17 protein-coding genes (1 of these 17 only partly in view) are annotated in these 16,733 nt (G+C 25.0%); 14 read left to right on the top strand and 3 right to left on the bottom strand.

Translation table 11 applies throughout. The features are described from left to right. On the bottom strand, nucleotides 1-142 hold the beginning of the coding sequence (locus ACQY31_RS05860) for a PQQ-dependent sugar dehydrogenase (protein WP_428079377.1). The gene continues 1,205 nt to the left of window position 1, outside the view; the window shows 142 of its 1,347 coding nt (coding positions 1-142); its start codon is at nucleotides 140-142; its stop codon lies off the left edge, out of view. A 119-nt stretch (nucleotides 143-261) separates the two neighbouring features. Here ACQY31_RS05860 and ACQY31_RS05865 point away from each other — a divergent pair, with 119 nt between their 5' ends. Continuing rightward, nucleotides 262-2,103: an N-acetylneuraminate synthase family protein gene (locus ACQY31_RS05865; RefSeq protein ID WP_428079379.1), complete on the top strand. Its 1,842-nt coding sequence runs from the start codon at nucleotides 262-264 to the stop codon at nucleotides 2,101-2,103. Here the strand turns inward: ACQY31_RS05865 and ACQY31_RS05870 are convergent. Both ACQY31_RS05870 and ACQY31_RS05875 read right to left on the bottom strand, forming a co-directional pair. Further along, nucleotides 2,087-3,022 (bottom strand): GDP-mannose 4,6-dehydratase, encoded by a 936-nt coding sequence (locus ACQY31_RS05870; protein WP_428079381.1) that lies wholly within the window; start codon nucleotides 3,020-3,022, stop codon nucleotides 2,087-2,089. The genes ACQY31_RS05865 and ACQY31_RS05870 overlap by 17 nt on opposite strands. A gap of 5 nt (nucleotides 3,023-3,027) precedes the next feature. Then, a complete protein-coding gene (locus tag ACQY31_RS05875) occupies nucleotides 3,028-3,906 on the bottom strand; it encodes a class I SAM-dependent methyltransferase (RefSeq protein WP_428079383.1) in 879 nt (292 codons plus the stop codon). A gap of 57 nt (nucleotides 3,907-3,963) precedes the next feature. Here ACQY31_RS05875 and ACQY31_RS05880 point away from each other — a divergent pair, with 57 nt between their 5' ends. The 13 genes from ACQY31_RS05880 to ACQY31_RS05940 are packed head-to-tail and all read left to right on the top strand — an operon-like array spanning nucleotide 3,964 to nucleotide 16,712. After that, nucleotides 3,964-4,662 (top strand): cytidylyltransferase domain-containing protein, encoded by a 699-nt coding sequence (locus tag ACQY31_RS05880; protein ID WP_428079385.1) that lies wholly within the window; start codon nucleotides 3,964-3,966, stop codon nucleotides 4,660-4,662. Further along, complete coding sequence (locus ACQY31_RS05885) at nucleotides 4,655-6,361, top strand: ATP-binding cassette domain-containing protein (protein WP_428079387.1); 1,707 nt, start codon at nucleotides 4,655-4,657, stop codon at nucleotides 6,359-6,361. The genes ACQY31_RS05880 and ACQY31_RS05885 overlap by 8 nt, the downstream gene beginning before the upstream one ends. Nucleotides 6,362-6,383: 22 nt before the next feature. Further along, complete coding sequence (locus ACQY31_RS05890; RefSeq protein ID WP_428079389.1) at nucleotides 6,384-6,971, top strand: SIS domain-containing protein; 588 nt, start codon at nucleotides 6,384-6,386, stop codon at nucleotides 6,969-6,971. Between the two features lie 7 nt (nucleotides 6,972-6,978). Continuing rightward, nucleotides 6,979-7,689 (top strand): transaldolase, encoded by a 711-nt coding sequence (locus ACQY31_RS05895; protein WP_428079391.1) that lies wholly within the window; start codon nucleotides 6,979-6,981, stop codon nucleotides 7,687-7,689. Then, nucleotides 7,686-8,696: an NAD-dependent epimerase/dehydratase family protein gene (locus tag ACQY31_RS05900; RefSeq protein ID WP_428079393.1), complete on the top strand. Its 1,011-nt coding sequence runs from the start codon at nucleotides 7,686-7,688 to the stop codon at nucleotides 8,694-8,696. The genes ACQY31_RS05895 and ACQY31_RS05900 overlap by 4 nt, the downstream gene beginning before the upstream one ends. Continuing rightward, the gene (locus tag ACQY31_RS05905; protein ID WP_428079395.1) at nucleotides 8,693-9,685 is read left to right on the top strand and encodes a GDP-mannose 4,6-dehydratase; all 993 of its coding nucleotides are present in this window, start codon (nucleotides 8,693-8,695) and stop codon (nucleotides 9,683-9,685) included. Before ACQY31_RS05900 ends, ACQY31_RS05905 begins: the two co-directional genes overlap by 4 nt. A gap of 2 nt (nucleotides 9,686-9,687) precedes the next feature. Further along, on the top strand, nucleotides 9,688-11,238 hold the full coding sequence (locus ACQY31_RS05910; protein WP_428079397.1) for a PfkB family carbohydrate kinase: 1,551 nt from the start codon (nucleotides 9,688-9,690) through the stop codon (nucleotides 11,236-11,238). Nucleotides 11,239-11,241: 3 nt separating this feature from the next. Then, on the top strand, nucleotides 11,242-12,156 hold the full coding sequence (locus ACQY31_RS05915; RefSeq protein ID WP_428079399.1) for a Gfo/Idh/MocA family protein: 915 nt from the start codon (nucleotides 11,242-11,244) through the stop codon (nucleotides 12,154-12,156). After that, nucleotides 12,143-13,423: a nucleotide sugar dehydrogenase gene (locus tag ACQY31_RS05920; protein ID WP_428079401.1), complete on the top strand. Its 1,281-nt coding sequence runs from the start codon at nucleotides 12,143-12,145 to the stop codon at nucleotides 13,421-13,423. The genes ACQY31_RS05915 and ACQY31_RS05920 overlap by 14 nt, the downstream gene beginning before the upstream one ends. Further along, entirely contained in the window at nucleotides 13,416-14,273 is an 858-nt protein-coding gene (locus ACQY31_RS05925; protein ID WP_428079403.1) for an NAD-dependent epimerase/dehydratase family protein, read from the top strand. The genes ACQY31_RS05920 and ACQY31_RS05925 overlap by 8 nt, the downstream gene beginning before the upstream one ends. Nucleotides 14,274-14,275: 2 nt before the next feature. Next, entirely contained in the window at nucleotides 14,276-15,238 is a 963-nt protein-coding gene (locus ACQY31_RS05930) for a thiamine pyrophosphate-dependent dehydrogenase E1 component subunit alpha (RefSeq protein WP_428079405.1), read from the top strand. Beyond that, nucleotides 15,235-16,326 carry an alpha-ketoacid dehydrogenase subunit beta gene (locus ACQY31_RS05935; RefSeq protein ID WP_428079407.1) on the top strand — a complete coding sequence of 364 codons (1,092 nt, stop codon included), beginning with the start codon at nucleotides 15,235-15,237 and terminating at the stop codon, nucleotides 16,324-16,326. The genes ACQY31_RS05930 and ACQY31_RS05935 overlap by 4 nt, the downstream gene beginning before the upstream one ends. After that, complete coding sequence (locus ACQY31_RS05940; RefSeq protein ID WP_428079409.1) at nucleotides 16,326-16,712, top strand: NUDIX domain-containing protein; 387 nt, start codon at nucleotides 16,326-16,328, stop codon at nucleotides 16,710-16,712. Before ACQY31_RS05935 ends, ACQY31_RS05940 begins: the two co-directional genes overlap by 1 nt. Nucleotides 16,713-16,733: the final 21 nt, after the last annotated feature.

The raw sequence follows: 16,733 nt of genomic DNA on the forward strand, positions 1-16,733 counted from the left end.
AAATAGTTTTTACTATTAGCTTTTTAAATTTTTCTGGAATTGAATCTTTTATCGCTCTTAAATTTTTGGGATTATATGCATATACCATTAAAGATATTAAGGTTATTATTGCAAGAATTAATATAAAAAATTTTTTTCTCATTAATTATTTCTAATTAATTATTAATAAATTTTCATTAATTATTTCTAATTAATTAATAATAAATTTTCATTGAAACTACAGCAATCAATAAGTAAGTATGTATAGTTAACAATTATAAAATGACAAAAATTATTGCTGAAATTGGAATTAATCATTTTGGTTCATTTAAAAAATCGAAAGAGATAATTCTAAAGTGTGCTGAAATTGGTGTATGGGGTGTTAAATTTCAGTACAGAAATTCAAATCATTTTTCAAATTCAAAAACTTCTAAAGAGATTGGTAATGAAATAATTAATTATGAATTAAAAAAAAATTACTTATCTCCCTCAAAAATTAAAATTCTATCAAAGATTGCCAAAAAAAAAAATTTAAAGGTTGGAATAAGTTTTTTTTATAAAGAAGATATAAACGATTTTAAAAATTTCAAATTTGACTTTTTTAAAATACCATCAGCTGTTAATGATGATTTTGATTTGATCACTAGATTAAATTTTTCAAAAAATTTATTTATTTCTTTAGGTGGCAAATCTGAAATTGAAATAAAAAAAATAATTCAAAAGGTAAAAAAACTAAGATTAAAAAATGTAGTTTTTTTACACTGTGTTTCAAATTATCCTCTAATACATGAAAATGCAAACCTTGGGTTTATAGATAGACTTAAAAAAATACTTCCAACTAAAAGTATTGGATATTCTAGTCATGAAGAAGATATATTAAATTGTATTTATGTACTCTCAAAAAAAATTGAATATATAGAGAGACATATAACATTAAATAAATCTGCTACAGGATTAGATCATTCCTCAAGTTCAGAGCCTATTGAATTAGAGAAACTGTGTAATTACGCGAAAAAATTACATTTAATTGACAATAAAAATAACAAAAGAAAAGTAAATCAAGGAGAAATGCTAAATTTACAAAATTTAGGCAAAAGTTATTATTCAATCGAAGATATTAAGAAAGGAGAAAGACTAAATTTAAAAAATATCAGATTAGACTCACCAAGAATTGGAGTAACGCAAAATGATCTTGATAAAGTCATAAATAAAAAAACAACTATAAAAATAAATAAGAATCAGCCAATTAAGTTTGAGTATTTTAAAAAAAAGATAATTTTTAGTGAAAAATTAAGAAAGTTTTGTAACCAACATTCTATTTCACTTCCGATAAGACCACATGATTATTTAAATATTAATGAGACATTTCATTTAAAAAATTATGAATTTCATCTTAGTTTTGATGATCTAAAATCAAATTCATTAAATTTGATAAATAGAAATTTTATAAAAAAATCTTCATTTACAGTACATTTACCAGATTATTGTGATGAAAATAATCTTATCGATATTTATTCACAAAAATTTTTTTTAAATAATTTGTCACATAAAACAATTTTAAGAGGAATAAATTTTGCTAAGAAATTACAAAAATTAAATAATTCAAAAGTTTTGTTGATAGCCAGTTTTTCAACAACAGATAAAAATTATTCAGTAAAAGAATTTTATAAAAAAATAAAAATTTATCAGAAATCTATTTTGCACAAACATAATATTTTGATATTACCACAATGGCTACCACCATATGCTTGGTATTTTGGTGGTTCAGTAAAAATAAATTATTTTTCAAATCCTGAAGATTTATATTATTTAAAAAAAATTAATTTAAAAATATGCATGGATCTAAGTCATTTGCAACTTTCATGTAATTATTTTAATTTTAAATTGGATAGATACTTAGATTCTATCAAAGGAATTGTTGAGCACGTGCATTTATCTGATGCTTCAAATCTTGATGGCGAAGGGGTATTACTAGGAAAAGGAGACTTGTTAAAAAGTAAAAAAATAAAAAACTTTGTGAAAAATATTAATAAAAAAATCGTTTTAGAAACTTGGCAAGGTCATTTAAATGATTGTGAATATTTCAAAAGAGATATCAAAAAATTATTCAATTACTTGAATTAATTTTTTTATAATCCCTTATCATTTGCTTTATAAAAGATTTAAAGTTTAATTTTGGCTTCCATTTAGTTTTATGTAATATTTTAGAAATATTAGCTCCTCTAAAATCTTTTCCTTTGTTATTTAAACTTTTTAATTTATTTAAAGGAATGTTTAATTCATTAAATATAACCTTGGCAAAATCTCTTACAGACCTTGATTTGCCCGAAGCAATGATAAAATCATCTGATTTATTTAACCTCATCACCTCAATAATTCCATTGATTATATCGTAAGCATATGAAAAGTCTCTTATTGCCGAGGTATCATTTAATACTATTTTTGATCTTTTTTTCTTAAATAATTCATGCGCTTCTGTAATTAATTTTTTTCCAAGGTAGATTTTATTTCTTCTCAGTGATTCATGATTAAATAAAATGCCATTAACCAAAAAAAGGTTAAACTTTTTTCTGTAAGCTATTGTTAGAAAATGGGCGAAAGATTTCGAGATACCATACGGATTATTTGGAAAAATTTCATCATACTCACTATGTTTTGTTGTTTTTCTTTTAAAAATCTCACAAGAAGATGCATTAAAGTATTTAATTTTTTTAAAATGTTTCCTAATAATTTCTAGAAAATTTATAGTAATATTAACTATAGAAAATGATGTTTCGTTAATTTTTACCCATGATAAGGATGGATTTGACTGGCAAGCAAAATTATAGATTTCAATCGGTTTATATTTTTTTATAATTTTAAATAGACTTTTGTACGTATAGTCAGTTTTTATAAGTAAAATTTTTTTATCAATTTTAACTAATTTTTTATTTGAGATTTTTTTTCTCGTTAAACCAATAATTTTGTAATTATTAGATAGCTTCTCAGCAAGAATAGAGCCATCTTGCCCGCTGATACCTGCAATAATAATACTTTTTTTCAACCTAATTAATTTTTTGCAATAGCAATTAATGTATCACTATAATTATATTTTAATAAAAATTTATCATATTCATTTAATACTTTGTCATCAAATAAATTTTTATACAAATTGTGTCCATTTGGTTTTTTTTTAGTAAACCAACCAAAATGATTGAGAAAATTATATCTTTGTATTCCATGTATTTTAATATTTCTAAAATTTGCTTCTATTAAAATTTTTTTTAAACTTTGTCTCGTATGTAAGACCAGATGTTCACTCCAGAAAGTAAAATTTTTAAATTCTTTAGGTCCTTCGTTTATTAAAAAATCATTAGCATGTGGAACTTCAATTATGATTTTGCCATTTATATTTAGTTTAGATTTAATTTTTTTTAAAATATCTACTTGATTTGGTAAGTGCTCAAGAACATGGAACATTGTAATTAAATCAAAATTAAATTTAAAATTACTGAGATTTTTTTTAACTTTTATTTTTTCGAAATTTTTTAAATTATTTAATGAACTTTGATTAATTTCAACTCCAAATACCTTTTTTGAAAATTTGCATGCATATTTTAGAAATTCACCTTCACCACAGCCGAAATCACATATTAATTTATTTTTAATATTTGTTTTCAAAAAATCAAATCTTCTGCTCTCATCGTTTAATGAAGACACTGGAAAATTTTTAATTTTTTTATTTTTTTGGAATTTTTTGTAGTGTTTATTGTTTGCATAGTAGCTTTTAGAAGTTGTTAGTCTTTCAAGTAATATCACTTTTGAATTGATATCTTGCAAAACATTAATTTTTCTATCCCTTGTTTTTTTATTTATTACTTGAAGATTATTAATATTTATAATACCAAGTTTATTAAGCTCAGTAATTAAAGGGTTTTTTCTGTTCACTTTTAACCTTTTGTATTAATCTTACCATTATTATATTGATATTAAAAAAATTTAACCATGACAAAAAATACGTGCATAATCCCTATAAGATCAAAAAGCAAAGGAATAAAAAATAAAAATATTAAATTAATTGCTGGAAAGCCTTTAGTTTATCACGCCTGTAAATCAGCAATTGATAGTAATTTATTCAATAAAATAATAATTGCAACAGACTCACAAAAATATATCTCATTTATTAAAAAATATATTAAAAATGAAAAAGTAGTTTTTTTTTTAAGATCAAAAAAAAGCGCTGGTGAAAAAACACAATCAGAAGTGGTTTTGCAAGAGGTAATATTAAGAAGTTGTAATATTGGAAAAAATGTAATTTTTGTTCAGGCAACATCACCATTACTTTCAAGTGCTAACTTAATACAGGCATTAAAAAAGTTTAAAAAACACAATTATGATAGTTTATTTTCAAGTTGCAAATCTCATTATTTTTTATGGAAAAAAGTGAAACAAAAATTAACTTCAATAAATTACAATTATAAAAAAAGAATAATGAGACAAGAAAGTAAAGAGGAGTTTATAGAAACTGGTTCATTTTATATTTTTAAAAAAAATGGATTTTTAAAAAACAAAAATAGACTTTTTGGAAAAATAGGAAATTTTTCTATTCCAGAATTAAATTCAATTGATATAGATAATTTATATGATTTTAAATTGGCAAAAATTTTAATTAAAAACAAAAAGTACTTAAGTAACAATGAATAATTTTAATAAAATAAATTCACTTATTGACTCAAAAGAGAAATTACGCTCAATAACCTTGCTATTTTTTATAATCATAGCATCTTTATTTGAAATTTTAAGTGTTGGAATGGTAATACCAATAATCTCACTTCTTCTAGATCATAGAAATTTTTTAAATTTAATTCAAAATTATTTATCTCAAGATAATTTTTTATATCTATCGAGCCTTGATCAAACAACATTTATAACAATAGGATTACTAATTTTTGCTGGAATATATTTTGTTAAGATATTTTATTTGATTTTTTTTAATTTCTTTCAATTTCATTTTATATATTCAATAAAAACTAGGATATCTAAAAATTTTTTTTTAAATTATATTTCAATGCCCTTACTTTATCATAAATCAATCAATACTGCTGAGCTAATAAGAAATATAAATAACAATATAGGACAATTTATTTATTATTTGCAAATGTTTATTACATTTATAGCAGAATTAGCAGTTGTTATAGGGATAAGTTTACTTTTGTTTTTCTTAGAAACAAAAGCAACCATTTATATATTTTTTATTTTTTTTATTTTTTCTGTACTTTTTTATTCTCTCACTAAAAAGAGGCTGAAGTCATGGGGTGAGGAAAGGCAAGTTAAAGAAAAAGAAATTATTAAAAATATTCAAGAAAGTTTTGGAGGTATAAAAGAAATAAAAATTTTTAATAAGGAAAGTTTTTTTTTTAAAAAATTTTATAATGAGGTTTTTTATGCTGCAAATTTAGATAGGAAACAAAATATTATTTCTAATCTACCAAAATATTTTTTTGAGGTTCTGGCAGTCGTATCTCTTTCTTTAATAATTTGGATTTCTTTATATGATAGTGGTAGCTCCTTTAAAGAAATTTTACCAAAAATTGCATTATTTGGAGCTGCAACTTTTCGTTTAATGCCATCATTTAATAGAATTATTTCCTCTAAACAAATTTTAAAATTCCAACAAGCATCTATTAATATTTTATATGATGAAAATATAAAATTAAACAAAGAATTGGTTTTACAATCAAAAAAAGAAAAAAACTTTAATTTTGAAAATTTAATTTTTAAAAATGTTTCTTTTAAATATCCTTCCTCAAACAATCAGGTTTTGGAAAATGTTGATTTGGATATAAAAAAAGGTAATTCTTATGGAATAGGTGGGAAGAGCGGATCAGGTAAAAGCACTTTAATAGATCTAATGCTGGGTTTAATAGAACCTACTAAAGGTAAAATTACAATAAATAATAACGACAGTGTTAAAAATCTTGGCAAATTGTGGTTGGATAAAATTACGTATGTTCCTCAAAAAATTTATTTATTTGATAATAGTTTAAAGAATAATATCTGCTTAGAAGAGAAGGACAAAATAGATAAATTTAGATTGAGCAATGCTATCAGACTCTCAGGCTTAGATGAATTAATTGAAAAATTGGATTATGGAATAGATACTATAGTGGGTGAAAGAGGTGAAAAATTATCTGGTGGACAAATTCAAAGAATTGGAATCGCCAGAGCATTATATAATTTATCAGATATCATAATTTTAGATGAGGCAACTAATGCTCTTGATACATCATCAGAAACAAAAATTTTAAAAAATTTATTTAACATAGAGGGGAATAAAACAATTATATTAATTTCACATAAACTTTCCGTTTTAAAAAATTGCAATATGATATATGAGGTGTAAAAGATTATAAATTTTATATAAAATGAATACACATTTAACAAATTATTTTTTAAATATAATCAATTCTTCTAAAAAAATTGATTTAAAAAAAATAAATGAAATAATATTAAGTTTGAGAAGTCTGAAGAAAAAAAAAGGTAGAGTTTTTTTTCTCGGCGTTGGTGGAAGCGCAGGAAATTGTTCTCATGCTGTAAATGATTTTAGAAAGATATGTAATATTGAATGTTATGCTCCTACTGATAATGTTTCCGAGCTAACAGCAAGAATAAATGATGATGGCTGGGAGTCTTCATTTGTTAATTGGCTAAAGGTATCAAATTTAAAAAAAAATGATGCAATTTTCGTTTTTTCAGTTGGGGGAGGAAACCTAGTTAAGAAAGTAAGTGTTAACTTGATACAAGCAATAAAATTTGCAAAACAAAAAAAAACTTTAATTCTAGGAATTGTAGGTAAAAAAAATAGTTTTTTAGAAAAAAATGGCGATGTAGTGTTAAAAATACCAATAAAAAATGAAAATTTAGTAACCCCCATTTCAGAGTCGTTCCAAGCAGTTATCTGGCATTCAATAGTATCAGATAGTAGATTGCAGCTTAATAAAACAAAGTGGTAGAAATATTATGTTAAAAAAAAAATTAAAAATTCAAATATTTGCAGATGGTGCAAATATTAGAGAAATAAATAATTTAAAGAAAAAAAAATTTATTAGTGGTTTTACTACTAACCCTAGTTTAATGAAAAAATCAGGTGTTAAGGATTACGAAAAATTTTTGAATTCGGTAACTAAATTAGTCAAATCTAAATCTATTTCTTTTGAAGTATTTTCAGACACTATTGCTGGAATGGAAAAACAAGCAAAAAAAATTTCCTCATATGGTAAAAATATTGCTGTAAAAATACCCATAACTAACACAAAGGGTGTATCTACTGTAAATTTAGTTCATAAATTAAATAGAGAAGGTATTAAATGCAACGTAACAGGAGTTTTTACCTTAAAACAAGTAAAAGGGTTGTTGAAAAATTTTCCAAACAAAACTGAAATGATCGTATCAATATTTGCTGGAAGAATTGCAGACACAGGAATAGACCCGAAACCTTTAATGTCAAAATCAGTGAAATTAAGCAAAAAGAAAAAAATAAAAATTTTATGGGCAAGTCCAAGAGAACTCTGGAATTTATTTGAGGCAGATAAGCTTGGTTGCCATATAATTACTATTCCATATGATATAATTAACAAATTCAACTTAATAAATAAGAATTTAAATAAATATTCGATTGAAACTATAAAAACTTTTCATAAAGACGCAAAAATGTCGGGGTTTAAAATTTGAGTAATTCAAAAAAAATATTTATTACAGGAGGAGCTGGATACTGTGGTAGTAGGCTAGTTCCTTTTTTATTGGAAAAAGGTCATATAATTAAAGTCTATGATATTATGCATTATGGTAGCGATCATTTACCAAGAAATAATGAAAATCTAGAAATAATAAAAGGGGATATTAGAGATAGTGATCTTATTTATAAAGAGTCAAAAGGATATGATATTTTTGTAAATCTTGCCTGCATTTCTAATGACGCAAGTTTCGTGTTAGATGAAAAATTATCCTCAACAGTTAACATGGAGGCTTTTGAGCCAATGGTTATAGCGGCTAAAAAAGCAGGTATAAAGAGATTTATTTATGCATCAACCAGCTCAGTTTATGGTGTATCAAAAGAAAAAAATGTTACAGAGACACACCCTCTCGTACCATTAACTTTGTATAATAAATTTAAAGGAGACTGCGAACCTTTATTATTTAAGCATACGGATGAAAAATTTATTGGTGTAGCATTTAGACCGGCAACTGTATGTGGTTATGCACCAAGGTTGAGACTAGATTTATCTGTTAATATCTTAACCAATCATGCAGTCAATAACAGAAAAATTTTAGTCTTTGGAGGCGATCAACTTAGACCCAACTTATATATTCAAGATTATTGTGAAGCAGTGAATACTTTTATAGAAGCTGAAGAAAATAAAATTCAGAATGAAATTTTTAATGTTGGTTATCAAAACTTAAGTATCAAACAAATTGCTGAACTTGTAAAAAAAGTTGTCGAAGAAAAAACACCACAAGAAAAACCAATCGAAATTGAATATCAAAAATCAGATGATAATAGATCCTATCATATCAATTCTGACAAAATAAAAAAAGTTTTAAATTTTGCCCCACAATTTAGCATTGAATATGCTATTAGTGAGCTATGTGAAGCATTTAATAACAAACTTATCCCGGACAGTTTTGATAATGATATATATTATAATGTAAGAACTCTTAAAAAAATTAATGCAAAATGAAAAAAAAAGTATGTTTAGTTACGGGAGGTGCTGGTTTCATAGGAAGCCATATGGTGGACTTGCTACTAGCAAAAAATTATACAGTAAGAATATTAGACGACCTTAGTGGTGGTCATATAAAAAACATTAAACATAATTTAAATAATAAAAATTTATCTATTGAAAAAAAAGATATAACAAAAATCAGTACAACAAATAAAATTTTTAAAAATCTAGATTATGTTTTCCATTTTGCTGGCAAAGGAGACATTGTGCCATCAATTGAAAACCCAAAAAATTATATAAACACTAATCTTTTTGGAACAGTTAATATTTTAGAAGGATGTAGAAATTCAAAGATTAAAAATTTTATTTATGCTGCGTCTTCATCTTGTTATGGAATTGCAAAAACACCAACAAGTGAAAATCATCCTATATTTACCTTGTATCCTTATGCATTAAGCAAGTATCAAGGCGAACAGGCTACTTTTCACTGGTCAAAAGTTTATAAAATAAGATCAAACTCAATAAGAATATTTAATGCATATGGGCCAAGAGTTAGAACCACAGGTGTTTATGGTGCAGTCTTTGGTGTTTTTTTTAAACAAAAACTTGCTCAAAAACCTTTAACAATAGTAGGTAATGGAAAACAAAAAAGAGATTATATTTATGTGACTGATGTTGCTGATGCATTTTTTAAATTAGGTAAAAGCAAGTATGATAGACAAATTTTTAATTTAGGTGGTGGTGATCCAAAAACTGTGAATTATTTGGCAAATTTAATTGGTGGTAATAAAATTTTTATTCCAAAAAGACCTGGGGAGCCAGATTGTACTTGGGCAGATATAAAAAAAATAAAAAAAAAATTAAAATGGAAACCAACAGTATCATTCGAAGAGGGTGTAAAAGAAATGCTTAAGGAAATTAACAACTGGAGAGATGCTCCGTTATGGAATAAAAAAAATATAAAAAAGGCAACAAAAAATTGGTTTAAATATTTAGGAAATTGATAATGGATTATACTTTTTTACAAAAATATAAATCAAAAATTAAAAGTATTTCTGAAATTTTAAAAATATTATCAAAAAACAAACAAAAAAAAAAATCAATTTTATGTCATGGAGTCTTTGACGTTGTTCATCCAGGACACCTAAGACATTTAGCTTTTGCAAAAACTAAAGCGCCAATTTTAATCGTTAGTCTTACAGCAGACAAACACATTAAGAAGGGAGTTTATAGACCTCATGTTCCTGAAAATTTAAGAGCTTTAAATATTGCTGCATTTGATTTTGTTGATTATGTAATAATTGATAAGAACGCCAAACCTTTAGAATTATTAAAAAAAGTAAAACCATATTATTTTGCTAAAGGTTTTGAATATTCTAAAAAAGGTTTTTCAGAGGCAACTAAAGAAGAAATTAAAGTAATTAAATCTTATAAAGGAAAAATTATTTTTACACCTGGAGATGTTGTATACTCTTCTTCAAATCTTTTAAATTATTCAGCTCCAAATATAAATATTGAAAAATTATCCTTCATTATGCAAAATAATGGGATCACTTTTGATCAACTTAAAAAAATATGTAAATCGTTTTCTAGTTTAAGTGTTGATGTTATAGGTGATACGATAGTAGATACATATACCAGAACTAATCTTATAGGAGGGCAAACCAAGACACCAACATTTAGTTTACTATATCAAAAAGAAGATCATTATGTAGGTGGAGCAGCTATAGTTGCCCAACATTTAAAGGCTGCAGGTGCCAATGTACAATTTTCAACTGTACTTGGAAAAGATTCATTTAAAAACTTTATTTTAAACAGATTAAAGCACAGCAAGATAAATGTAAATTATGTAACAGATGAAAATAGACCAACTACAAATAAAAATTCAATTGTTACAGGAATTTATAAAATTTTGAAAGTTGATAAGCTAGATAACAGCCCAGTACCAGGACAATTATTAGATAAACTCTCAAGAAAAATAAAAAAAAATAAATCAGATATAATAATTTTTAGTGATTTTCGTCATGGTATATTTAATAGTTCCTCAATTAAAAAATTAATAAATTTAATTCCTAAGAAAAAATTTAAAGCTGCAGACAGTCAAGTTGCTAGCAGGTGGGGAAATATAACAGAATTTAAAAATTTCAATTTAATAACTCCAAATGAAAAAGAAGCTAGATTTGCATTGGCAGACCAGGATACTACGGTAGGAAATCTTGCAACAATATTATCTAACAAGACAAATTTTAAAAACTTAATTTTAAAACTAGGAGATAAAGGAGTTTTTTGCATGACTTCAGAAAAAAAAATTAAAAATAATTATTTTTCTTTAGGAAGTTTTGCTGAAAATGTAATTGATGCAGTAGGTTCAGGAGATGCTTTGTTAGCTTATTCGTCATTAGCTTTAAAAAAATCGGGTTCTATTATAATAGCATCAATTCTTGGATCTATCGCAGCGGCTTTAGAGTGTGAAAAAGATGGAAATATTCCAATAAAAGCAAATGATGTATTAAATAGACTTAATAAAATAGAAAAAAAATTAAAATATTCTACTTAAAATATGAAGGTGCTTATAGTTGGACAAGGAGTTCAGGGAGAGAAAAGAAAAAAATATTTAGGTAAAGATTTTTTTGCCTATTTCGATCCATTTAACCAAAAATCAGATTTTAAAAAATTAGAAAACATTCCTGAGGAGAAGTATGACACAGTAATGTTATGTGTTCCAGATAAAGTAAAAATAAAATTAATTAATTATTTTGTTAATAAAAGAAAAAATATTTTGATCGAGAAGCCATTATTAGCAAACAGAAGTCAAACGCTAAAAAACATAGAAAAAAAATCTATTTCTAACAAGGTTTTTACTTATGTTGCTTATAATCACAGGTTTGAGCCACATTATAAAAATATAAAAAAAATAATAAAAAAAAATAAATTGGGAAAAATTTATTCTTTAAGAATTTTTTATGGCAATGGGACATCAAAACTAGTTAAAAAAAGTAATTGGAGAGATAGTGGTCTTGGAGTGATAAGTGATATTGGGTCTCATCTTTTGGATTTGTGCATATTTTTTTTTGGATCAAAAAATTTTTCATTCAAAAAAATAAATTCGAATTTTTTTGAAAATAAATCACCTGACCATGCAGTACTACTTTCTAGATTTAAAAAAATACATATACAGCTTGAAATGACTTTATGTATGTGGAAAAATAATATGGATTTAGATTTAATATTTGAAAAAGGATCTGTGCATATGAACAATTTATGCAAGTGGGGTCCTTCTAAATTGACAATTAGAAAAAGAGTCTATCCATCTGGTAAACCATTGGAAAAAAATTATATATTAAATCTAAAAGATCCAACTTGGCTTGAAGAATACAAATTTTTCAAAAAATCGGTTAAAAATAAAAAAAAAACAGATTTATCCAATGATATTTGGATAAACAATCAAATGAAAAAATTTCGTGAAAAAAATTAAAATAGGTTTTTTTGGATTAAGTCATTTAGGTTTAAATTATTCTTTAGCCTCAACTCTTAAAGGTTATAATTTAGTTTGTTATGATGAAAACAAAAATAAAATTGAAAACCTAAAAAAAAATAAAATTTTAATAAATGAACCAGGCTTAAATAAATTAATAAAAAAAAAAAACAAATATATTCTTTTTTCCAACAAATTAAATGATTTGAAGAAATGTAAAATTATTTTTATCTCATATGACACAGAAACAAATGATTTAGGCGAACCTAATATAAAAAAATTAAATCAAAAAATTAAAATACTACTAAAAAATATTAATAAAAAAACAATTTTAATATTATTGTCTCAAGTTCCTCCAGGATTTACTTGCAAAATTAAATGGCCAAAAAATTTACTTTATTATCAGGTAGAAACATTAATATTCGGAAAATCAATAAAAAGAGCTCTATCTCCAGAAAGATTTATTATTGGTAAAAATAATATAAATAAAAAAATAGATAAATATTATTTGGATTATTTAAAAAAATTTAAATGTCCAATATTTGAAATGGATTATTTGAGCGCAGAACTTACAAAAATATCTATTAATATGTTCCTAGCTTCAACTTTAACGATGACAAGTGTTTTATCAAAAATTTGTGAAAATATTGGTGCAAGTTGGAAATCTATTATTCCTGCTCTCAAACTCGATAAAAGAATAGGAAAGTATGCATACCTTAAGCCAGGACTTGGAATATCCGGAGGTAATATTGAAAGAGATATCACAGTAATAAAAAAAATGTTCAAAAATAAAATGGAGTCAACAATTAACTTTTTTAATTTCATAAAAAGTGTGAATGAAATTTCAAAGATAAGGAAAGATTGGGTTTATGATAATTTAAAAAAATTTAAATATATTAATAATAAAAAAAAAATTGGTATTTTAGGACTATCATATAAAGAAAATACAAACTCAATCAAAAACTCACCTTCAATAGAATTGATTAAAAAATTAAAAAATGATCATTTAAAAATTTATGACCCTTCCTTAAATTTAAATTTTGAAAATAAGAAACATATTTCTTGTAAAAAAATCAAAGAGACAATTAAGAATATAGACTGTTTATGTATTATGACTCCGTGGAAACAATTTAATAAAATTAAAACGAAAGAATTAAAAAAATTAATGAGAGGCAAATTAATAATTGATCCTTTTTGTGTTTTAAATAAAAATGAAATTGAAAAACATAAATTAAAATATTTAAGTATGGGAGAATTTTTTGAATAAAAAAAAAGCAAGAGTTGTTTTGATTGGAGGATCTGGTTTTGTTGGATCCTATACAAATAAATTATTAAAAAAAAATTATAATTTAATTTGTATATCTTCGAGTAAAATAAATTTGATAAAAAAAAAATCTATTAATAGTTTAAAAAAAATTGTTAAAGAGAATGATATAGTTGTTTTTTTTTCAGCAATAACTCCTGATAAATCAAAAACAGCAGAAACTTTTATTAACAATATATCAATGTCTAAAAATTGTTACGAAGCTATAAAAGAAAAAAAACTAAAAAAATTTATCTATATAAGTTCAGATGCTGTTTATAGCGCCTCACAAAGTAAGGTTAATGAAAAAACAAATCCTAATCCTGATGATCTTTATGGTTTGATGCATTTAATTAGAGAAAAAATATTTTTAAATTTAAAATATTTTTCAGTCATTATTCTACGTCCTACATTAATATATGGAAATGGAGACACACATAATTCGTATGGAGTGAATAGATTTATTCGTGGGGTAAAGTTTTTGAAAGAAATTAAACTTTTTGGAAATGGTGAGGAGAAAAGAGATCACATTTATGTAGAAGATGTTGCAAAAATAATACAGAGTACAATTAAAAAAAAATGCTCTGGTATTTTTAATCTTGCTACTGGACAATCAATTAGCTATTTTAATTTAGCAAGTAAAGTTAAAAAATTAGTTAATAAAAATAAAGAAGTAAAAATTATAACATCAGAAAGATTTAATAAAATTACTCATAGGTTTTACGATTCTAGAAAAATTAAAAAATTGACTAAAATTAATTTTATTAAACTTGAAAAGGGAATTGTAAAAAGTAAAAACATAAGAGAAATTTAACTGTGATAAATAAAAAAATAAAACAAAAACTATTTTATGAAATGCTGAGAATTCGTTTAATCGAAGAGGCAATATCTTTAAGATATAAAAATGGTCAAATGCGTTGTCCTGTTCATTTATCAATAGGTCAAGAAGCAGCCTCAGTTGGCATAGCAAATAATCTAGAATTTAATAGCAGGGCGTTTAGTAATCATCGTTGTCATTCTCACTATTTATCCATGGGTGGATCTTTAAAAAAAATGCTTTGCGAAATTCACGGTAAATCAGGTGGAACATCAAATGGAAGGGGTGGCTCAATGCATTTAGCAGATCCAAGTAAAGGTTTAGTTGCAAGTATACCTATTGTTTCAAGTTCTATTCCACTAGCTGTTGGAACTTCACTATCTGATAAAATAAACAATAAAAAAAATGTGAGTGTTGCTTTTTTTGGTGATGCTTCAGTAGAAGAGGGTATTTTTCATGAGAGCTTAAATTTTGCTAGTTTACAAAACTTGCCAGTTATATTTGTTTGTGAAAATAATTTATACTCTGTTTATTCTCATCTAAATTTAAGGCAGCCAAAAAGAGATTTTAAAAAACTTGCTGAAGCACATAAAGTTAAATTTTTAAAAGCCAATGGCAATAATGTTGAGGAAGTTTATAAAATTTCAAAAAAAGCAGTAAATTATTGTAAAAAAAATGGTCCAGTGATGTTTTATATGGAAACTTATAGGTTTTTGGAACATTGTGGACCCAATGAAGATGATCACCTAGGATATAGAAAAAAGGGAGAACTTAAAAAATGGCTAAAAAAGTGTCCCATTAAAATTTACACAAGAAAATTAAAAAGAGAAAATATTATAACTGACGAAAAAATAAAAAATTTAAAAAATAAAATAATGAAGGAAATTGACAAAAACTTCACAATTGCTTTAAAAAATCGTTTGCCCAAAAGTAGAGAGGCAAATAAGTATGTTTATGCATGATAAAGAATAATAGAAAAAAAATTATATCTCAGGCTGATGCGATCAAGGAGGGCTTAATTCAAGCTGCTACAAAAGATAAAAATGTTATTTTTTTTGCAGAAGGTGTACAGGATCCATCTTACTTTTATGGAACAATGAAAGATTTGAATAAATATATTTCTAAAAACAGACTTATAGAGATGCCAATATCTGAAAATGCATTATGTGGAGTTGCAATTGGGGCATCATTAATGCAAAAAAGACCTGTTATATCCTTTCAAAGAATAGAATTTGCGTTGCTTGCTTTTGAGCAGATTGTAAATAATGCAGCTAAATCGCATTATGTAAGTGTCGGAAAACACAAAATACCTTTAGTAATGAGGTTAATAATAGGGAGGGGATGGGGTCAAGGACCGGCGCATTCTCAAAGTTTAGAAGCTGTATTCTCGCATTTCCCTGGACTTAAGGTTGTCATGCCAGCATTTCCAGAGGATGGAAAAGGTATGATGATTGCCGCAATAAGAGATAATAATCCTGTAATATTTATTGAACATAGATGGTGTCATTACACTAGAGGAAAAGTGAAGAAAAATTATTTTTCCTCAGATTTAAAAGGGCCAAAAAAAATTGTAAACGGAAAAGATATTACAATAGTCTCGACTTCTTATATGACATTGGAAAGTGTAAGAGCAGCTGAAAAGCTTAAAAAAATAGGTATATCTTGTGAAGTTATAGATTTAAGAGTTTTGAGACCTTTGAACCTTTCAAAAATAATTAAATCTTTGAAAAAAACAGGAAGAATTTTAACTGTTGATACTGGTTTCAAAATGCATGGAATAGGAGGTGAAATAATATCAAATATTGTAGAAAAAAATTTTAAGAATTTAAGATCAAAACCGGTCAGATTAGGTTTGCCAGATCATCCAATTCCAAGTTCAAGGGGATATCTAAAAAATGTATATCCAGATTCGGTAAAAATTATAGAAACAATTGGCGATATACTTAAAATAAACAATGATAAAATAAAAAAAATTATTAAAGAAGTAAAAAAAGAAAGAGCAAACATTCCAATTGATGTTCCTGATCCATTTTTTAAAGGGCCTTTTTAGTGGATATTATATGTTCCGTTTTTCTTATTGATGGAAAAAAAATTTTGCTTCAGCACCGAGATAATTTTAAATTTTTACGTAGACCTAATTACTGGGTTCCTCCAGGAGGAAAAAAAAAAAATTATGAAAACAATGTGAGCTGTGCAAAAAGAGAATTTTTTGAAGAAACTGGTTATAAAATCAAAAATTTATATTTTTTTTATGAAGGCATCGAAAGATCATTGGGTTGGCCTATAAATAAAATTATTGTATATAAAAGTATTTATGATAGAAAACAAAAAATTTCATGTTATGAAGGTCAAAATATGAAATTTGTAAATTTTAAAGAGCACAAAAAACTTTTAATTCCAAAAAATATTTTAAAAATTTTAAAAAAGGCTTTTTAAAATAATCTTAAATTAAATAAT

This window comes from Candidatus Pelagibacter sp. (genome assembly GCF_965262185.1).
Lineage (GTDB): Bacteria > Pseudomonadota > Alphaproteobacteria > Pelagibacterales > Pelagibacteraceae > Pelagibacter.